General features: G+C 70.6%; 13 protein-coding genes, 1 rRNA gene and 1 pseudogene. 8 read left to right on the top strand and 7 right to left on the bottom strand.

The genetic code is table 11. The features are described from left to right. From rrf to KME80_RS46995, 3 genes and pseudogenes are all read left to right on the top strand, one after another. Positions 1 to 117: ribosomal RNA gene (gene rrf, locus KME80_RS47000) — 5S ribosomal RNA — on the top strand. 115 nt (positions 118 to 232) lie between these two features. Further along, positions 233 to 639, top strand: a pseudogene (locus KME80_RS53625) (IS30 family transposase); the annotation flags it as partial. 271 nt (positions 640 to 910) lie between these two features. Beyond that, complete coding sequence (locus KME80_RS46995; RefSeq protein ID WP_219518529.1) at positions 911 to 1,540, top strand: hypothetical protein; 630 nt, start codon at positions 911 to 913, stop codon at positions 1,538 to 1,540. 132 nt (positions 1,541 to 1,672) lie between these two features. Here KME80_RS46995 and KME80_RS46990 read toward each other — a convergent pair whose 3' ends face one another. Next, positions 1,673 to 2,257 (bottom strand): short chain dehydrogenase, encoded by a 585-nt coding sequence (locus tag KME80_RS46990; protein ID WP_219518528.1) that lies wholly within the window; start codon positions 2,255 to 2,257, stop codon positions 1,673 to 1,675. Positions 2,258 to 2,384: 127 nt separating this feature from the next. On the opposite strand from KME80_RS46990, the gene KME80_RS46985 reads away from it, so the two are divergent. Together KME80_RS46985 and KME80_RS52435 are read left to right on the top strand one after the other, a co-directional pair. After that, positions 2,385 to 2,954 (top strand): helix-turn-helix domain-containing protein, encoded by a 570-nt coding sequence (locus KME80_RS46985; RefSeq protein ID WP_308126231.1) that lies wholly within the window; start codon positions 2,385 to 2,387, stop codon positions 2,952 to 2,954. Beyond that, complete coding sequence (locus tag KME80_RS52435; protein ID WP_308126232.1) at positions 2,951 to 3,286, top strand: MmyB family transcriptional regulator; 336 nt, start codon at positions 2,951 to 2,953, stop codon at positions 3,284 to 3,286. The genes KME80_RS46985 and KME80_RS52435 overlap by 4 nt, the downstream gene beginning before the upstream one ends. Positions 3,287 to 3,512: 226 nt before the next feature. Here KME80_RS52435 and KME80_RS46980 read toward each other — a convergent pair whose 3' ends face one another. Next, positions 3,513 to 4,277, bottom strand: coding sequence for a PhzF family phenazine biosynthesis protein (locus tag KME80_RS46980; RefSeq protein WP_219518526.1), 765 nt, complete (start codon positions 4,275 to 4,277; stop codon positions 3,513 to 3,515). Between the two features lie 166 nt (positions 4,278 to 4,443). Here KME80_RS46980 and KME80_RS46975 point away from each other — a divergent pair, with 166 nt between their 5' ends. After that, positions 4,444 to 4,827, top strand: a complete 384-nt coding sequence (locus tag KME80_RS46975; RefSeq protein ID WP_219518525.1) for a cell division protein SepF — start codon at positions 4,444 to 4,446, stop codon at positions 4,825 to 4,827. Between the two features lie 312 nt (positions 4,828 to 5,139). On the opposite strand, the gene KME80_RS46970 is transcribed toward KME80_RS46975, so the two are convergent. The 5 genes from KME80_RS46970 to KME80_RS46950 all read right to left on the bottom strand — a co-directional run bounded on the left by KME80_RS46970 (position 5,140) and on the right by KME80_RS46950 (position 12,290). After that, positions 5,140 to 6,471 (bottom strand): hypothetical protein, encoded by a 1,332-nt coding sequence (locus KME80_RS46970; protein WP_246646927.1) that lies wholly within the window; start codon positions 6,469 to 6,471, stop codon positions 5,140 to 5,142. A 120-nt stretch (positions 6,472 to 6,591) separates the two neighbouring features. Beyond that, complete coding sequence (gene argS, locus KME80_RS46965; RefSeq protein ID WP_219518523.1) at positions 6,592 to 8,319, bottom strand: arginine--tRNA ligase; 1,728 nt, start codon at positions 8,317 to 8,319, stop codon at positions 6,592 to 6,594. Then, a complete protein-coding gene (locus tag KME80_RS46960; protein ID WP_308126230.1) occupies positions 8,316 to 10,601 on the bottom strand; it encodes an HAD-IC family P-type ATPase in 2,286 nt (761 codons plus the stop codon). Before KME80_RS46960 ends, argS begins: the two co-directional genes overlap by 4 nt. Before the next feature lie 38 nt (positions 10,602 to 10,639). After that, positions 10,640 to 11,659 carry a phosphate acyltransferase PlsX gene (plsX, locus tag KME80_RS46955; protein ID WP_281427518.1) on the bottom strand — a complete coding sequence of 340 codons (1,020 nt, stop codon included), beginning with the start codon at positions 11,657 to 11,659 and terminating at the stop codon, positions 10,640 to 10,642. A gap of 61 nt (positions 11,660 to 11,720) precedes the next feature. Beyond that, a complete protein-coding gene (locus KME80_RS46950) occupies positions 11,721 to 12,290 on the bottom strand; it encodes a DUF1707 SHOCT-like domain-containing protein (RefSeq protein WP_308126229.1) in 570 nt (189 codons plus the stop codon). A 171-nt stretch (positions 12,291 to 12,461) separates the two neighbouring features. On the opposite strand from KME80_RS46950, the gene KME80_RS46945 reads away from it, so the two are divergent. Together KME80_RS46945 and KME80_RS46940 are read left to right on the top strand one after the other, a co-directional pair. After that, positions 12,462 to 13,778 carry a KamA family radical SAM protein gene (locus KME80_RS46945; RefSeq protein WP_219518516.1) on the top strand — a complete coding sequence of 439 codons (1,317 nt, stop codon included), beginning with the start codon at positions 12,462 to 12,464 and terminating at the stop codon, positions 13,776 to 13,778. Positions 13,779 to 14,183: 405 nt separating this feature from the next. Next, the gene (locus KME80_RS46940; protein WP_219518512.1) at positions 14,184 to 15,128 is read left to right on the top strand and encodes a hypothetical protein; all 945 of its coding nucleotides are present in this window, start codon (positions 14,184 to 14,186) and stop codon (positions 15,126 to 15,128) included. The last annotated feature ends 210 nt before the right edge of the window (positions 15,129 to 15,338 follow it).

Genomic DNA, 15,338 nt, shown 5'->3' with positions numbered 1-15,338 from the left:
TACGGCGGTTATGGCGGGAAGGAAACACCCGGTTACATTCCGAACCCGGAAGTTAAGCTTCCCTGCGCCGATGGTACTGCACTCGGGAGGGTGTGGGAGAGTAGGTCACCGCCGGACAATCTTTCAGTAGAGGGCCCCGACAGTTTCGGCTGTGCGGGGCCTTCTCTGCGTTGTGTGGCGTAGTAGGCCCTCGGGGTGTCCCCGGGGGCCTTTTCTGCGTTCACGATAAGGCAGCTCAGGCCGTGCCGACGCGCGCCGGCCTTGTCTTCCAAGACAAGCAAGATTGAGCAGTCGCGGGCCTACATTCAGGAGCACCTGGCAAGCGCTGGAGCCCGGAGCGGATCGTCCAGAGCTTGCGCAGGGTCTTCCCTGATCGGCCGGATATGCATGTGTGCCACGAGACCGCCTACCAGGCGCTCCACGTTCAGGGTCGCGCGATGCGCAAGCGCGCTGTCTGGCCCAGCAGCGCCGGTCGGCTACTGCGTGCCCATGGTGATGATGAGCGAGCGACCCGCCGAGGTCGACGACCGCGCCGTACCCGGCCACTGGGAAAGCGACTGCATCCCTGGAAAGAACCAGGCCTCGGCCGTCGGCACTCTCGTCGAGCGCACCACGCGCTACGTGATGCTCGTCCACCTGCTCGGCTGGCTGGGACACGCCTGGGGAGCGCCTCGGGAAGCTCGTGGCGCACCAGAGCCCGACATAGAAGAGGTAGGGGGCGGGTGGCGGGCATGGTCTGTAGGCGTCGGTCGGCGTCAGGGCTTTCTCGGCGAGAGACGACGCGACGACGTATGGACAGCTCTACCAGCACAGGGAGGCTATGCCTACCCGCGAGCTTCATGTTTGCCGTAGGGACACAGCAGCGCCCAGATGATCCACTGGTTGCCCTCCAACGAGAAGGGAACGGGACATGGAGCAGTGTGATCGGCGGGCTGCGATCGGAGCGGCGACCGCGCTGTTGGCGAGTGGCATGACCGTGATGGCGGGCAGCGAACCCGCCCGAGCGGAGTCGTCCGGCGAGGAGGCCCGAAAGTCGTTCCGGGTAGTGGACCGCCGAGGCCGACAGCGCTTCCTGGCGAGCTCAAGCAAACCTCCGGTGATCATTGGAGGTAAGACGTACCCCGCCGGCCAACGTCAGGGGCCGGAAGGCACCTACCTGATTTTCAATGACGGCGACGGCAACGAGAAGGGAGGAATCGTTGCCTCCTCTGCCGGGGCCAGCCTCTCGCTCGACTACACCAACGCGCAGGCGGTCACGATGGCCACCCGCTGGGAGGGCGTTCAGGGCGCAGCGCTGCTGGAGATGAAGCACATGCCTGATCCAGCGCTCCCGATCGACCAGGTACCCGCCATGCCGCCTCGCGTCCAGCTCGGCTACAGCACTCCGGAAGGAGCTTTCCTGGTGCTCAGCGACGCGCGAGGACGCCCGAGGATCGTGCTGGAGATCGACGGCGACGACCAACCGGCGATCAAGGTGCTGGACTCCGAGGGCAAGGTAGTCGGCCGGCTTCCCGAAACGCCAACCGGGCGGCGTTCGTAGCCGGCATCCATGATGGCCCGGCCCAGGCACGGCCGAGATATCCAGCCGAGCGTCTTACTGTGCTGCAGCAACCAATTGTCGGTCGCGTGTTGCGGCCCCCTGGAATCGCCTGTGTTCAGGAGACTGGGAGCTTCAGGGGCTGATGACCTGGCCGTGGGCGGTGCCTTCGATGGTGTCCGCGTAGATGCGGGCCAGGTCGTGTGCCGGGATGCCGGCTGTGCCGTCCATGCCCAGGGCGAGGCTGGTCTCGCGTACCCAGCCGGGGCTGATGGCGTTGAGGCGGATGCCGTGCGGCATCTCCGGGGCGGCGGCGCGTACGAAGGACTCCAGGCCGGCGTTGACCAGGTGGCCGAGGGTGCTGCCCGGCAGGGGGTCGGGGATGCGTCCGCTGGTGAGCGTCACCGAGCCGCCGGGCCGCAGGTGCAGGGCGGCGCGGCGGACCAGGTTGACCTGGCCGATGAGCTTGCCGTCGAGGCCGCGCCAGTAGTCGGCGTCCGGCAGGGTGACCAGCGGCGCCAGGGCGCCGGAGGCCGCGCAGCACACCACGGCGTCGACGTCGGGGACGGCGGCGAACAGGGCGTCGAGCGACGCGGGGTGGGTCAGGTCCACGCGCGCCGGGCCGCGGCGGGATGCCGGCACCACCTCGTGGTCCGCTGCCAGGAGGGCGGCGACCGCGCTTCCGATGGTGCCTGTCGCGCCGATCACGATGATTCTCACAGTTGTCTCCTCAGGCGGGTGGTTCGCATTCCAGCGTGGGGGCGGGCTGGTGGCCCAGGCAGAGGTCTGGTGCGGGTACATCTGGCAGGTGCAGGTTGGCGGGGGCGGGTGCCGGGATACTGGGAGTGTGGACGGGCGTGCGGATCTGGGGGAGTTTCGGCGGTCGAGGCGGGCGCGGTTGCGGCCGGGGGAGCTCGGGCTGCCGGTGTACGGGCGGCGGCGGGTGCCCGGGTTGCGCCGGGAGGAGCTGGCTCAGCTCGCTGGGGTGAGCGCGGGCTACTACACCCGGCTGGAGCAGGGGCAGAGTCCCAACGCCTCCGATGCCGTGCTGGACGCCGTAGCCCGGGTGCTGCGGCTGGATGACGACGAGCGGGGGCACCTCTACTCGCTGGCCAGGGCGAAGCCTCGGCCGCCGCGTCGGGCCGCCGAGGCGGAACGGGTGCGGCCGGGCGTCCGGGTGATGATCGAGTCGTTCCGGGACGTGCCTGCGCTGGTCATGGGGCGCTTCTGCGACATCCTGTGCTGGAACGCCACGGCGCACGCGCTGCTGGCCGGGCGCACCTGGACTTCGACGCGCCGGACGACCCCGCCGGGCGGCCCAACGTGGCGGCCATGCTGTTCCTGGACCCGAGGCTGGGTGAGCTGTATGCGGACTGGGCGGGCTAGGCCCGCTCGACCGTCGCCGACCTCCGGCTGATCGCGGGACGGTATCCCGGCTCTCCCGAGCTGGCCGCGCTGATCGACGAGCTCACCGTGGGCAGCGCCGAGTTCGCGGAGCTGTGGGCGGCGCATCCGGTGAGCGAATACGACACCGGGCCGCGGGTCTATCGGCATCCGACCGTGGGGACGATGGAGCTCAGCGCCGAGTTCATGACCCTGCCGGACGACGAGGGGCAGCGGGTGGCGGTGTTCAACGCCGCGCCCGGCTCGCCCTCCGAAGCAGCGCTCCGCCTCCTCGCCACCCGGAGCACGACGGTCGCCCGGACTGCGACGGCCGCCGGGATCACGACGGCCGCTCGGCGGTCCTGAGCGTGTCCGTACGGGCCGTAGGGCCCGTTACGGAGGCCCCGTAACCCTGGGTGCCGGCTCCGGAGGCGGGAGCCGTGTCTCAAGCGCTGGGAATCCCGGCGCCATCGGCGGCTCAAGGCTCAGTGACCTGCGGCTTTACCTTCATGATCAAATGTGATCAAATTGTGATCAGCGTCAGAGTGTGCACGTGGCCTGAGTGGGGCACATCCACGTGACTGATGAGGCCTCAGATGTGGAGGGTGCCGGTGACGACGGTGACAGCGTGTCCCGCGAGCTGGACGCGGTCGCCGTCGAGCGTCACCCGTACGACCCCGCCCCGTGCCGACAGTTGCGCGCCCGTCAGGGTGTCGCGGCCCAGCCGCGCCGTCCAGTACGGCGAGAGCGCGCAGTGCGCCGAGCCGGTCACCGGATCCTCGGGCACGCCGACGTTCGGGGCGAAGAAGCGCGAGACGAAATCGGTCGCCGAGCCGGCGGCCGTCACGATGACACCGCGCGCGTCGATCGCCGCCAATGCGGGGATGTCGGGCGTCAACGACCGCACGACTTCTTCGGATTCGAGCTCGACCAGCAGGTCGAGAGAGCTCCTGCCGACGCTCACCGGGGAAGCCCCGAGTGCTTTTTCCAAGCCGTCCGGAACTGTGGCGGGTGTCACTTCCTTGGCCGGAAAATCCATAGTGATCATGTTGTCCGGCATGCGATTCACGGTGAGCGGACCGCTCGCCGTGGCGAATTTCACCGGACCCGTCGCCGCGCCCGTCGAATACAAGACGTGGGCCGTGGCCAGGGTGGCGTGGCCGCACAGCGTGACCTCGACCTTCGGCGTGAACCAGCGCAGCGAATCGCCCAGCAGGAACGCCGTCTCCGACAGGTTCATCTCGGCCGCGACGGCCTGCATCCACTCGTCCGGAACTCGATCCTCCAGCAGGCACACGGCCGCGGGATTACCCTTGAATGCGGTGCTGGTGAAGGCATCGACGATGAACAGGCGCATGGCTCGATGCTATACGGGGCCGGATATCGGGGTGAAACCAGGACGCTAGCCGTACAAAATGGAATTAGTGCTGGGCGTGTCGCATGGCGAACGCGGAATCGTCGGTTACCGTCCAATGTGTCGGGACGTGCCGATTGCGGTGAGTTCCTGAGGAAAGGACAAGCCGATGGGGGCAGTGCGTAAGGTTGCGGGATACCTTGGCCTGGGCGGGATCGATCACTACGACGAGGGTTACGACGACGACGGGCAGTACGAAGAGGAGTACATGCCCGCGACGGAGCGGGCCGCGCGTAGGTGGCGGTCCACGATCGAGTCGTCGCGCATCGTGATGGTGCAGCCGCTCAAGTACAACGACGCACCGTTGATCGGCCAGTATTTCCGCGAGGGCCAGACGGTGATCATGGATGTGACGGGCATGGCGATGCCGGAGGCGACCCGGATGGTCGACTTCGCGGCCGGCCTGGCCTATGGCTGTGAAGGGCGGATCGAGCGCATCGCCGATCGGGTCTTCCTGCTGGCGCCCGCGCACGTGGAGATCGAGACGAGCTGAGCCCGGCTTCAGGGGAAGCCGGGGCGGCTCGCCTCCGCCGCCTTCTCGGGGGAGAAGGTGGCCACGCGCCTCGGGCGTCATGCCGTGGGGCCGGATGCTCAGCTCATGCGCCTCCGCCGTCTCGGGCGGGCGAGCAGGCGCTCACACGCCTCCATCCCCACTTTCGGGCACTCCTTCCGAGCGGAAGCGGGCGCTCGGCTCCGCCGGCTGCTCCGCGAGCAGGGTCCAGGAGCGAGAAGGGCTCAGGCGCCTCCAGGGAGAAGAGCCCAGGAGTGAGAAGGGCTCAGGCCCCTCCGACAAAAAGAGCCTGGGTCAGGCGGCTCGGGGGCCGCGGCGGATCAGGCGGGTGAGCTCGGCGCAGTCTTCACTGGCCTGCTTGGCACGCCCCTCCGCCTCGTGCGCGTAGGCGTGCAGTGCCCACACGGCCCCGTCGGCCAGCTCCTTGAGCTCGGCGACCTGGGAGGCCACCCAGCGGGCGTCGGCCTCGGCGGCCTTGCGCCGCCGCCAGAGCAGCCAGGCCGCCGCGCCGAGCAGGCCGGCGCCCGCCACAGCGAGCAGCGGCGGCCCGAGCACCGCGCCGGCGAAGCACGCCAGCCCGGCCAGGACCAGCAATGCGACGTCCCACGGGCGGCGGCGCGGGGTGGTGCCGGCACTGACGATGGCGGCCTCGGCGGCGGCCATCGAGCTCTCGTCCGGCCCTTCAGGGTGCAGCTTGATGTGGTGGCCGAGCAGCGCGACGGTGACCGTGGCGGGCGGCTCCAGGCGGGTGTCGGCCTCCAGCTCCTCGGCGACGCCGCGCAGGATCGGGCCGGCCACGTGCAGGGCGATCGCCGCCAGGTGCGGGTCGGCGCCGGGGCGCAGGTCGTCGAGCAGGTGGGAGCTGAGCGAGGCCATCGGGCCGGGCGGTCCGCCCAGGCCGATGAGGGTGCGCAGGACGGCCAGCGGCTCGTCCTCCTGCCAGGCCGCGGCGGGGCTGGCGTCGGAGTTGGTGAGCGGCGTCGACGCGCTCTGCCCGGCCTGCGGGGTGGAGGTGATCTCCGCGCAGCGGGCGCGCAGCCGGTCGAGCCGGGCGGCGGCCTGGGTGGGCCGGGCCAGCTCGGGGATCTCGGCCATCTCCGGGAAGTCGACGAGCGAGGCGGGCACCACGACCGAGGGTTCGCCGGGCACGAGGGCCTGGGTCCACTGCGACGGGTCGGCGTGCTCCTGGACGGCGAGTGCGTCGAGCTTGCGCAGCACGAAGATCTTGCCTGCCGGGCCGTAGGCGCCGCGGGCGGCGGCGAGCCAGAGCGAGCGCTGGCCGTGGCTGACGGGCTGGTCGAGTGACAGGTCGCCGAACGCGGTGCCGAGCCAGGAGGCGTGGATGCGGCTGCCGTGGCCGGCCACGGCGAGCGCCAGGCACAGGAAGAGCGCGGTCTGCTGCTGGTCGCGGCCGGCGGCCTTGCTCAGCGGCTCCAGCGGGTCGTCGCCGGCCAGGATCGCCACCAGCGCCTCGACGGCGGGCGGCAGCCAGTTGCCCGGGATGTCGGCGAAGCCGGGCGGGGCAGGGGGCGCGGAGCCGTTGGCCGCCAGGTGGGCCAGCAGCGCCTCGGCGTAGCGGCGCAGCTCCGCCGCTGTCTGGGGGCTCGCAGTCAGGTCCGTGCTCAAGGCAGAGAACTCCCCCATTTCGGCCTCAGTTCATGACCGCGTAAAGCCTAACCGTTGGAGCGCGCCTTCGAGGTGGAGGCGCGCCCCAACGGAACAGGGGTCTTTCGCGCTAACCGCCTGTTACATGCGCGCGGGGACGGGGACGCCGAGCAGGTCGAGGCCGGTTTCGAGGACGCGCAGCGTCAGCGCGCACAGCGCGAGCCGGTGCGCCCGGATCTGCGGGTCGACGCCCGGCTTGACGACCGGGCACTCCTCGTAGAAGCCGCTGAACAGCTTGGCGGCCTCGAACAGGAAGGTGGACAGCTGGTGCGGCTCGGAGTGCTCGGCCACCTGCTCGACGATCTGGCCGAAGCCGAGCAGGTGCATCACCAGCGCGCGCTCGGCCGGCTCGGCGGGCACGATGCCGGCGGTGGCCTGCGACGGCTCCAGCTCGGCCCTGCGGAAGATGGAGCGGATCCGGGCCGTGGCGTACTGCATGTACGGGCCGGTGTTGCCGTGGAACTCCAGCATCCGGTCGAAGTCGAAGACGTACTCGGTGTCGTGGCTGACCGAGAGGTCGGCGTACTTCACCGCGCCCATGCCGACGTCGTTGGCGATCTCCCGGCGGGTCGCCTCGTCGTACTCACGGTCGGCGAGCTTCTGCTGGGCCCGGTCGACGGCCTCTTCGAGCAGGGCGATCAGCTTGACCGACTCGCCCGAGCGGGTCTTGAACCGGCGCCCGTCCTTGCCCAGCATCATGCCGATCTGCACGTGCTCGGCCGAGACGGTGTCGGGCAGCCAGCCGGCCATCCGGGCGGAGGCGAACACCATCCGGAAGTGCAGCGCCTGGTCGGCGCCGACGACGTAGAGGATCCGGTCGGCCTTGAGGTCGTGGACCCGGTAGCGGATCGCGGCCATGTCGGTGGAGGCGTAACCGTAGCCGCCGTCGCTCTTCCTGATGATGAGCGGCAGCGGCTTGTCGTCGGAGCCGGTGAAGCCCGGCGGGAACAGGCAGAGCGCGCCCTCGCTCATCACCGCCGTGCCCGCGTCCTCCAGGTCGCGGCAGGTCTTCTCCAGCATCGGGTTGTACATGCTCTCGCCGGCGATGTCGGCGTCGGTGAGCGTGACACCGAGCAGGTCGTAGATCTTGTTGAAGTAGCGGACGGTGGCGTCCATGAAGACGTGCCAGAGCCGCATCGTCTCGGGGTCGCCCGACTGCAGCGTGGTCACCCGGGCGCGGGCCCGCGACTTGAACGCCTCGTCGTTGTCGAACTTGACCCGGGCCGCCTGGTAGTACTCGGTGCCCTGGCCGGCTTCGAGCTGCTGGACCGCGGCCTCCTCGCCGATGTCGAGCAGGTGCTCGATGAGCATGCCGAACGGGGTGCCCCAGTCGCCCAGGTGGTTCTGCCTGATCACCTGGTTGCCGAGGTGCTCGTGCACGCGGGCCAGCGAGTCGCCGACGATCGTGGTGCGCAGGTGGCCGACGTGCATCTCCTTGGCCGCGTTGGGCGCGGAGTAGTCGATGACGATGGTCTGGGCCGGGGCGATCGTGCCCACGCCGGTGCGCGGGTCGGCGGCCATGCGGTTGACCTCGGACTCGATCCAGGAGCCGTCGAGGGTGATGTTGAGGAAGCCGGGGCCGCTGACCTCGACCGTGCCGGGGAAGTCGGACAGCTCGGCCCTGATCGCCTCGGCGACCTCCCGCGGGGACCGTCGCAGGCGCTTGGCCAGGCTCATCGCGACGTTCGCCTGGAAGTCGGCGAACTGGGAGGGCCGGATCAGCGGGTCTGCGTCGGCGTGCTCCGCACCGAACGCGGCGGCCAGCGCCTGCTGGACGCGCTCGGTGAGCACTAGCTGCGGGTCGGTCATGTCCTAAGGGTACCGGTGGCCTTGAGCACGGCGCTGAGCGCGGCGGCCGCCGCGACGGAGACGCCGACGGCGATCAGATCGGCCCGTACGCCGCCCGGTTCGAGCGTGAACAGCTCGCGTACGGCGGGGATGGCCAGGGCCAGTGCGAACAGCCCGGCCATCGCGGCGACCAGCACGATCCGGCCCCGGGTGAGCGGCCTGGCGACGAGCACGAGCACCCACCAGGTGGTCAGGAACAGGGCGAGCACGGCCGAGGTGCGGTCCTGCTCCAGCGAGCCGGTGGCCGCCGCCGCGTAGGCGGCCAGCACGGCGAGGGCGCAGAACACCCCGGCGGGCACGGCGAAGCGCAGCACTCTCGGCACGAACCCGGGCTTGGCCCGCTCCAGCGTGGGCGCCAGCGCCAGGAAGAGCGCCGGGATGCCGATCGTGAGCGCGTTGACCAGCGTCGAGTGGCGGGGGGTGAAGGGGAACATCATCCCGGCCACGCCGGTGGTGAGCGCCAGCACGATGGCGAAGAACGTCTTGGTCAGGAAAAGTCCTGACACGCGTTCGATGTTGGCGAGCACCCGGCGCCCCTCGCCGACCACGTGCGGCAGCGTGGCGAACGTGTTGTCGAGCAGCACCACCTGGGCGACCGCCTTGGTGGCCGGGCTGCCCGCGCCCATCGCGATGCCGAGGTCGGCGTCCTTGAGCGCCAGCACGTCGTTGACGCCGTCGCCGGTCATGGCCACGGTGTGGCCGCGGGCCTGCAGCGCGCCGACGAACAGGCGTTTCTGCTGCGGGGTGACGCGGCCGAAGACGGTGTTGGCGTCGAGCGTCTCGGCCAGTTCGTCCGGGTCGTCGGGCAGCGTGCGGGCGTCGACCGCGCGCTCGCCGCCCGGGATGCCCAGGTCGACGGCGATCGCGGAGACCGCCGCCGGGCTGTCGCCGGAGATCACCTTGACGGTGACGCCCTGTTTGTCGAAGTAGCGCAGGGTCTCGCGCGCGTCGGGCCTGATCCGCTGCTTGAGCGTCACCAGTGCGACGGGCTCGACCTCGGGTGTGCCGCTTTCCGGGAGTTTGTCCGTACGGCACAGCGCCAGCACGCGGGCACCGGTGGCGCTCAGGCCGGCGGCTCGCGCGTACCCCTCCTCGCCGTCGGAGAGCAGGACGTCGGGAGCGCCGAGGACCCAGACGCCGTGCGGTCCGAAGTCGGCGCCGCTCCACTTGCGGGCGGAGGAGAACGGGACGGCGGCGCGCGCCTGCCAGGGCGCGGCCGGGTGGCGCTCCAGGATGGCCCGGGCGGTGGCGTTGGGACGGGGGTCGGCGGCGGCCAGCGCGGCGAGCGCGTCGCCGACCGGCTCGCCGTCGCGCAGCGGCAGGACCTGGTCCAGCTCCATGCCGCCGGCGGTGAGCGTGCCGGTCTTGTCGAGGCAGAGCACGTCGACCCTGGCCAAGCCCTCGATCGCGGGCAGCTCCTGGACCAGGCAGCGGCGCCGGCCGAGCCGTACGACGCCGATGGCGAAGGCGATCGAGGTCATCAGCACGAGCCCTTCGGGGATCATGGTGACGATGCCCGCGACGGCGCCGGTGATGGCGGTGCCGAAGTCGACCGAGTGGCGCAGCTGGCTGTACATGAGCAGCGCGCCGATCGGGATGACCAGCCAGGTGACGTAACGGATGAACTTCTTGATGCCGTCACGCAGCTCGGAGTGCGACAGGTGGAATTTGGCCGCCTCCTCGGCCAGCCGCACGGCGTAGGCGTCAGTGCCGACGGCGGTGGCGGTGAACGCGCCGGTGCCGGCCACGGCGAAGCTGCCCGACAGCACCCGGTCGCCGGGCCGCTTGAGCACCGGGTCGGCCTCGCCGGTCAGCAGCGACTCGTCGACCTCCAACCCGGCGGACTCGACCACCTCGCCGTCGACCAGCAGGTTGTCGCCGGGCGAGAGCAGGACGAGATCGCCGAGCACCACCCGGTCAGGGGCGATCTCCTGCTCGCGGCCGTCGCGGCGGACCGTGACCGGGCTCTGGCTGACGACGGCCAGCCGGTCGAGGGTGCGTTTGGCGCGCAGCTCCTGCACGACGCCGACGAGCACGTTGGCCAGCATGATCAGGCCGAACACGCTGTCCTGCCACTCGCCGAAGATCAGGATCAGCAGCCATAAGACGCCGATGACCAGGTTGAAGAGCGTGCAGAAGTTCGCCCGTACGATCGCGGCGAGCGACCTGCTCGACCGTTTGGGCACGTGGTTGGGCTTCGCCGCGGCCACCTGCGCAGCCGTCAGCCCTTGCCCCGTTGTCACGACAGTTCCCCCCGCCATCCCCCTGGCCCTGCCACACCCTAGCGCGACCTGTGAGACCGGCCGGCGCTCGCGATCCGCTCGCCGATCTTGGTCACCAGGCCGCCTCCGGACAGGTCGGCGGCCAGCCGGCAGGCCGCGCTGATGCCCGCGGCCCGGGAGGAGCCGTGCGCGATGACCACGGTGCCGTTGAGGCCGAGCAGCACCGCGCCGCCGTGGGCCTCGGCGTCGAGCCGCCGGCTCAGCTCGCGCAGCCGGTTGCGCTGCATGAGCGCGCCCAGCCTGGCCACCGGGCTGTCGCCGATGGACTGCCTGAGCTCGTCGAAGGCGTAGCGGACCGCACCTTCCATGGTCTTGAGCGCGACGTTGCCGGTGAAGCCGTCGGTGGTGATCACGTCGGCCTTGCCGGTCAGCAGGTCGTAGCCCTCGACGTTGCCGGCGAAGTGCAGGCCGGGCGCGGCCTCCAGCAGCTCGTGGGCGCGGCGGACGAGCTTGTTGCCCTTGCCCGCCTCGCTGCCGATCGTCAGCAGGCCGACCCGGGGCTGCTCGACGCCGTGGGCCAGCTCGGCGTAGGCGGCGCCCAGGTGGCCGAACTGCACCAGCGCTTCCGGTTTGACCTCGGCGTTCGCGCCGGCGTCGAGGAGCACGGTGGGGTGCGGCAGGGTGGGCAGGGCGACGGCGATGGCCGGGCGCAGCACGCCCTGCTGGGCCTTGAGCCGGAGCTTGCCGGTGGCCACGATGCCCGCGGTCGAGCCGGCCGACACGACAGCCGACACGTCGCCGCGCCGCAGCAGGTGGCAGGCGACGGCGATGCTGGAACGGGGGCGGCGCAGGCTGGCCAGCGCCCCCTCGTCCATCGCCAGCGCCTCCTCGGCGCGTACGATGGGCAGCTCGTTGGTGGCGCCGTGGTCGGCCAGCGACTCGTAGAGCACGCGCGGCGCGCCGACCAGCACGACCTGCAGCCCCCGCTCACGCACCGCGTGGACGGCGCCGGCCACGATCTCGTGCGGCGCGTGGTCGCCGCCCATGGCGTCGACCGCGATCGGCCTGCTGTCGGACAATGGTCACCTCGTACGGCATGTCTTCACAGGCCACTACCAGGTTAACCGGTCAGTAGTCGCACTATGCGTCGCCGTGCAGGTTCCAGTCCGTGACGGTGCGGGCGACGATGACCTTGCCGAACGTGACCCGCCCGGTGATCCTGATGACCGGGCCGTCGCCGCCGGAGCCGCCCGACACCTGGCGCTTGGCGAACACCGCGCCGACCTCGTCGATGACCTGGGCGTTCGGCGGCACCCTGACGATCGTCTTGGCGCAGAAGGCGCTGACGGAGACGGTGATCTCGCGGCCGGGGAGCACGGCCTGCGACAGGTCGACGATGAGGGCGCCGAAGGTGGCGGCCAGGTGGGTGTGGCGGGAGGCGATCCAGCGGCCGCGCTTGATCACCTTGCTGAACACGGCGCTGACCTGCTGGTGCTCCACGGTGGCCGGGGCGCCGCCCGAGGCGGGGGTCTGGGGGAGGTCCTTGGTGTGGGGGACGAGCTCGCCGACGGTCTTGGCGGTGTAGATGGCTTCGAGCCGGTCGGCGTGCTCGACGCTGGTGAGTCGTCCACTGGCGAACGCCTCGCCGAGCACCGTGGCCGCGCGGTCACGGTCGGCGTCGGAGGCGCGCATCGTCGGGTCGTCGGTCACGCCCGCCAGTCTAGGTCAAAACGCGATATGTCGCGAGAAGAAGTCTCCAGAGAAACTTGGAGCCCACGCGGAACCGTAGCCCCGGCATGCCGCGTCCCGATATAAGAGCGTTAGACGCGCGACGGAGGCATCAGGTTTACACGATCGAACAAAAAAGATGGGAACGGCCTAGTGATCTTGAACCAAGCAGGAACCCGACGCTTCAAGGCGTACACGTCCAAGCACCTCGACGACCTCCTGCTGCGAGCCGGGCTCGACGACGAGGAGCGGCTCAGGGTACGCGCCGTGGCCACGGTGCTCCCCTTCCGGACCAACGCCTACGTCGTGGATGAACTCATAGATTGGTCGGCAGCGCCCGACGACCCCATGTACCGTCTGGTCTTCCCGCAGGAGGACATGCTGCCCGCGGCCGACGTGGCCCGGCTGGCGGACCTGCTCAAGGCCGAGGCGCCCAACGCGGAGATCCAGGCCGAGGCCAACCGCGTGCGCGCGCAGCTCAATCCGCACCCCGCCGGGCAGAAGGAGCTCAACGTCCCCCGCATCGGGGACGAGCCGGTGCCGGGGATGCAGCACAAGTATCCGGAGACGGTGCTCTTCTTCCCCAAGCAGGGGCAGACCTGCCACGCGTACTGCACCTACTGCTTCCGGTGGGCCCAGTTCGTCGGCGACGCCGACCTGAAGTTCGCCTCGGACGACATCGACCAGATGGTCGGCTACATCCGCCGGCACCCGGAGGTCACCAGCGTCCTGATCACCGGCGGCGACGCCATGATCATGGGCGAGCCGGTGATCCGGCGTTACATCGAGCCGCTGCTGGAGCTCGACCAGCTCGAATCCGTCAGGATCGGCACCAAGGCGCTGGCGTACTGGCCGCAGCGCTTCGTCACCGACCCCGACGCCGACGCCACGCTCGGCCTGTTCGAGCAGGTGGTGGAGTCGGGCAAGAACCTCGCCTTCATGGCCCACTTCTCGCACCCGCGCGAGCTGGAGTCACCGCTGGTGGAGTCGGCGGTCAAGCGCATCCTCGGCAGCGGGGCCACGATCAGGACCCAGGCGCCGCTCATCCGGTCCATCAACGACGACCCGCACATCTGGTCGTACATGTGGCGGCGGCAGCTCCGGATGGGGATGATCCCCTACTACATGTTCATCGAGCGGGACACCGGCCCGCAGGACTACTTCGCGGTGCCGCTCGCGCGGGCGTACGAGGTCTTCAGGGACGCCTATGCCGGCGTCTCCGGGCTCTGCCGGACGGTCCGGGGGCCCTCGATGTCGGCGACGCCGGGCAAAGTGTGCGTCGACGGAGTCACGGAGATCGACGGGCAGCGCGTGTTCGTCCTCCACTTCATCCAGGCTCGCGATCCCGGCCTGGTCGGGCGGCCGTTCTTCGCCCGGTACGACCCCACCGCGGTGTGGCTGACGGATCTGCGTCCGGCATTCGCCGACCGTTTTCCGTTCGAGGCCGAGCAGGCCCTGCTGACGGTCTGACCGGTTCAAGCGCGTCTACCGCAACCGGAAAATCTGCGCCCCCGGCCCCTGGCATTTCGTTTTGACGATGATGCCGGCGGGCCGTGCGGGCGCACTTCCTTGTCCCGGGAATATCCGAAATCGCCTCCTGGTATTTCCCGCTTTGTCCGGCCGCGCATTACCTTTCCGCCGCTCGGTAACTTACCCACAAAGCCCGTGTCACGCGGGCTTCCAGCAGCTGCCCCGGGCTCGTACGGGGTGATAGAACTGCGTTAGTAGCTCAGCCGGGACGTCGCGCTTCGTGTGGTGCCCATAGCGCGGACGACTCGGCATTCGGGGGTTATCGATTCGCATTATTCGCTGCATTCGAGAGCGATCGATCAACGAGCCGGGAAGGCAATCATGAAACGCGCAATCAAGACGGCCGTGGCTGTCACATCATTCGGGCTTGCGGCGGCGCTGGCCCCGCCGGTGCACGCCGACGTCCAGGAGCTCGGTCACCGGGCCGCCCCCCAGGCCGACGAGCCGGGCGGCAAGGGCGGCGGGCCGCTGGGCGGCCTGCTCAGCCCGGTCACCGGCCTGCTGGGCGGCCTGCTCGGGGGCGGCGGGGGCCTGCTGGGCGGCGGCAAGAAGTCCGCGCCCGCCGAGAAGTACGAAGGCCAGGCCGAGCCCCGGGGCCCGATCGGCCCCAACTCCTACGAGGACGCCACCCGCTGGTCGGAGCCGCGGCCCGAGCTGGCCCCCAGGGTCGCCGGCCTGCCGCTGCTCGGCGGCCTCGGCAAGGGCCTGCCGCTGGCCGGCGGCCTCCCGCTGGGCGGCGTCGTGCCCGGCGCCTCCCGCCTGGCCGTGCCGCAGAACGCGAAGGTCAAGCCCAACGTCGACGGCACCCTGCACGGCGCGTTCGCGTCGGTGGCCGACCTGGTCGAGGGCTCCCTGAGCGGGGCCATGGCCAAGCTGTCGACCACCCGCCTGCTGCCCGGCGGCACCACCAGCGTCGTCGACGCGAGCAACACCACCACGGACACGCTCAACGGCACCACGCAGGGGCTGGAGAACCTGTCGCTGGAGAGCACCATGGCCGGCCTGGGCGCGGCCGCCAAGCACGCGCTGCCCCACGCCTCGCGCGGCGAGCTGTCGCCGCTCATCGGCCACCTGACCCCCGCCGAGGCCGCGCCGCTCATCGAGTCGCTGCCCGGCACCACCCAGATCGCGGCGGTCGACGAGGTGTCGCCGCTTGTCGAGGACGTCTCCAACGTCCTGTCGACCAACGGCACCAAGGCCACCGGGTCCTACAACGAGACCATCACCTCCCTGGGCTGGTCCACCGCCGCCCTCACCCGCCACGCGGCCGACGCCTGGCCCACGAACTGACACCCCGCGTGGTCGCGGCGGGAGTCTTCCTTGAGGTGCCGACCCCGCGTCTGCGGCCCGCCTGAGACCTTCTCGAACGCCCCTTGAGATGCCGGGGCCCGTTCGGAGGCTCATCCCCGCCGGGGTGTCACCCCGGCCCCGGCTCGCCGGAGCCGCCGCCACTGCAGGGCGGCGGCCTTTGACGAGCGGCGCCGCGGGCGCCGCGCGTCA

Origin of the sequence: Nonomuraea ceibae (assembly GCF_019396325.1) — a bacterium.
GTDB lineage: Bacteria > Actinomycetota > Actinomycetes > Streptosporangiales > Streptosporangiaceae > Nonomuraea > Nonomuraea ceibae.
Note: the sequence above shows the minus strand (reverse complement) of the source record. Positions and strands in the feature narration are given on the sequence as shown.

What these genes read in the sequence shown, in the direction of transcription:
- KME80_RS46995 (WP_219518529.1), top strand. Translation starts at nt 911, where the DNA reads ATGGAGCAGTGTGATCGGCGGGCTGCGATCGGAGCGGCGACCGCGCTG.
- KME80_RS46980 (WP_219518526.1), bottom strand. Translation starts at nt 4,277, where the DNA reads ATGCGCCTGTTCATCGTCGATGCCTTCACCAGCACCGCATTCAAGGGT.
- KME80_RS46975 (WP_219518525.1), top strand. Translation starts at nt 4,444, where the DNA reads ATGGGGGCAGTGCGTAAGGTTGCGGGATACCTTGGCCTGGGCGGGATC.
- argS (WP_219518523.1), bottom strand. Translation starts at nt 8,319, where the DNA reads ATGACCGACCCGCAGCTAGTGCTCACCGAGCGCGTCCAGCAGGCGCTG.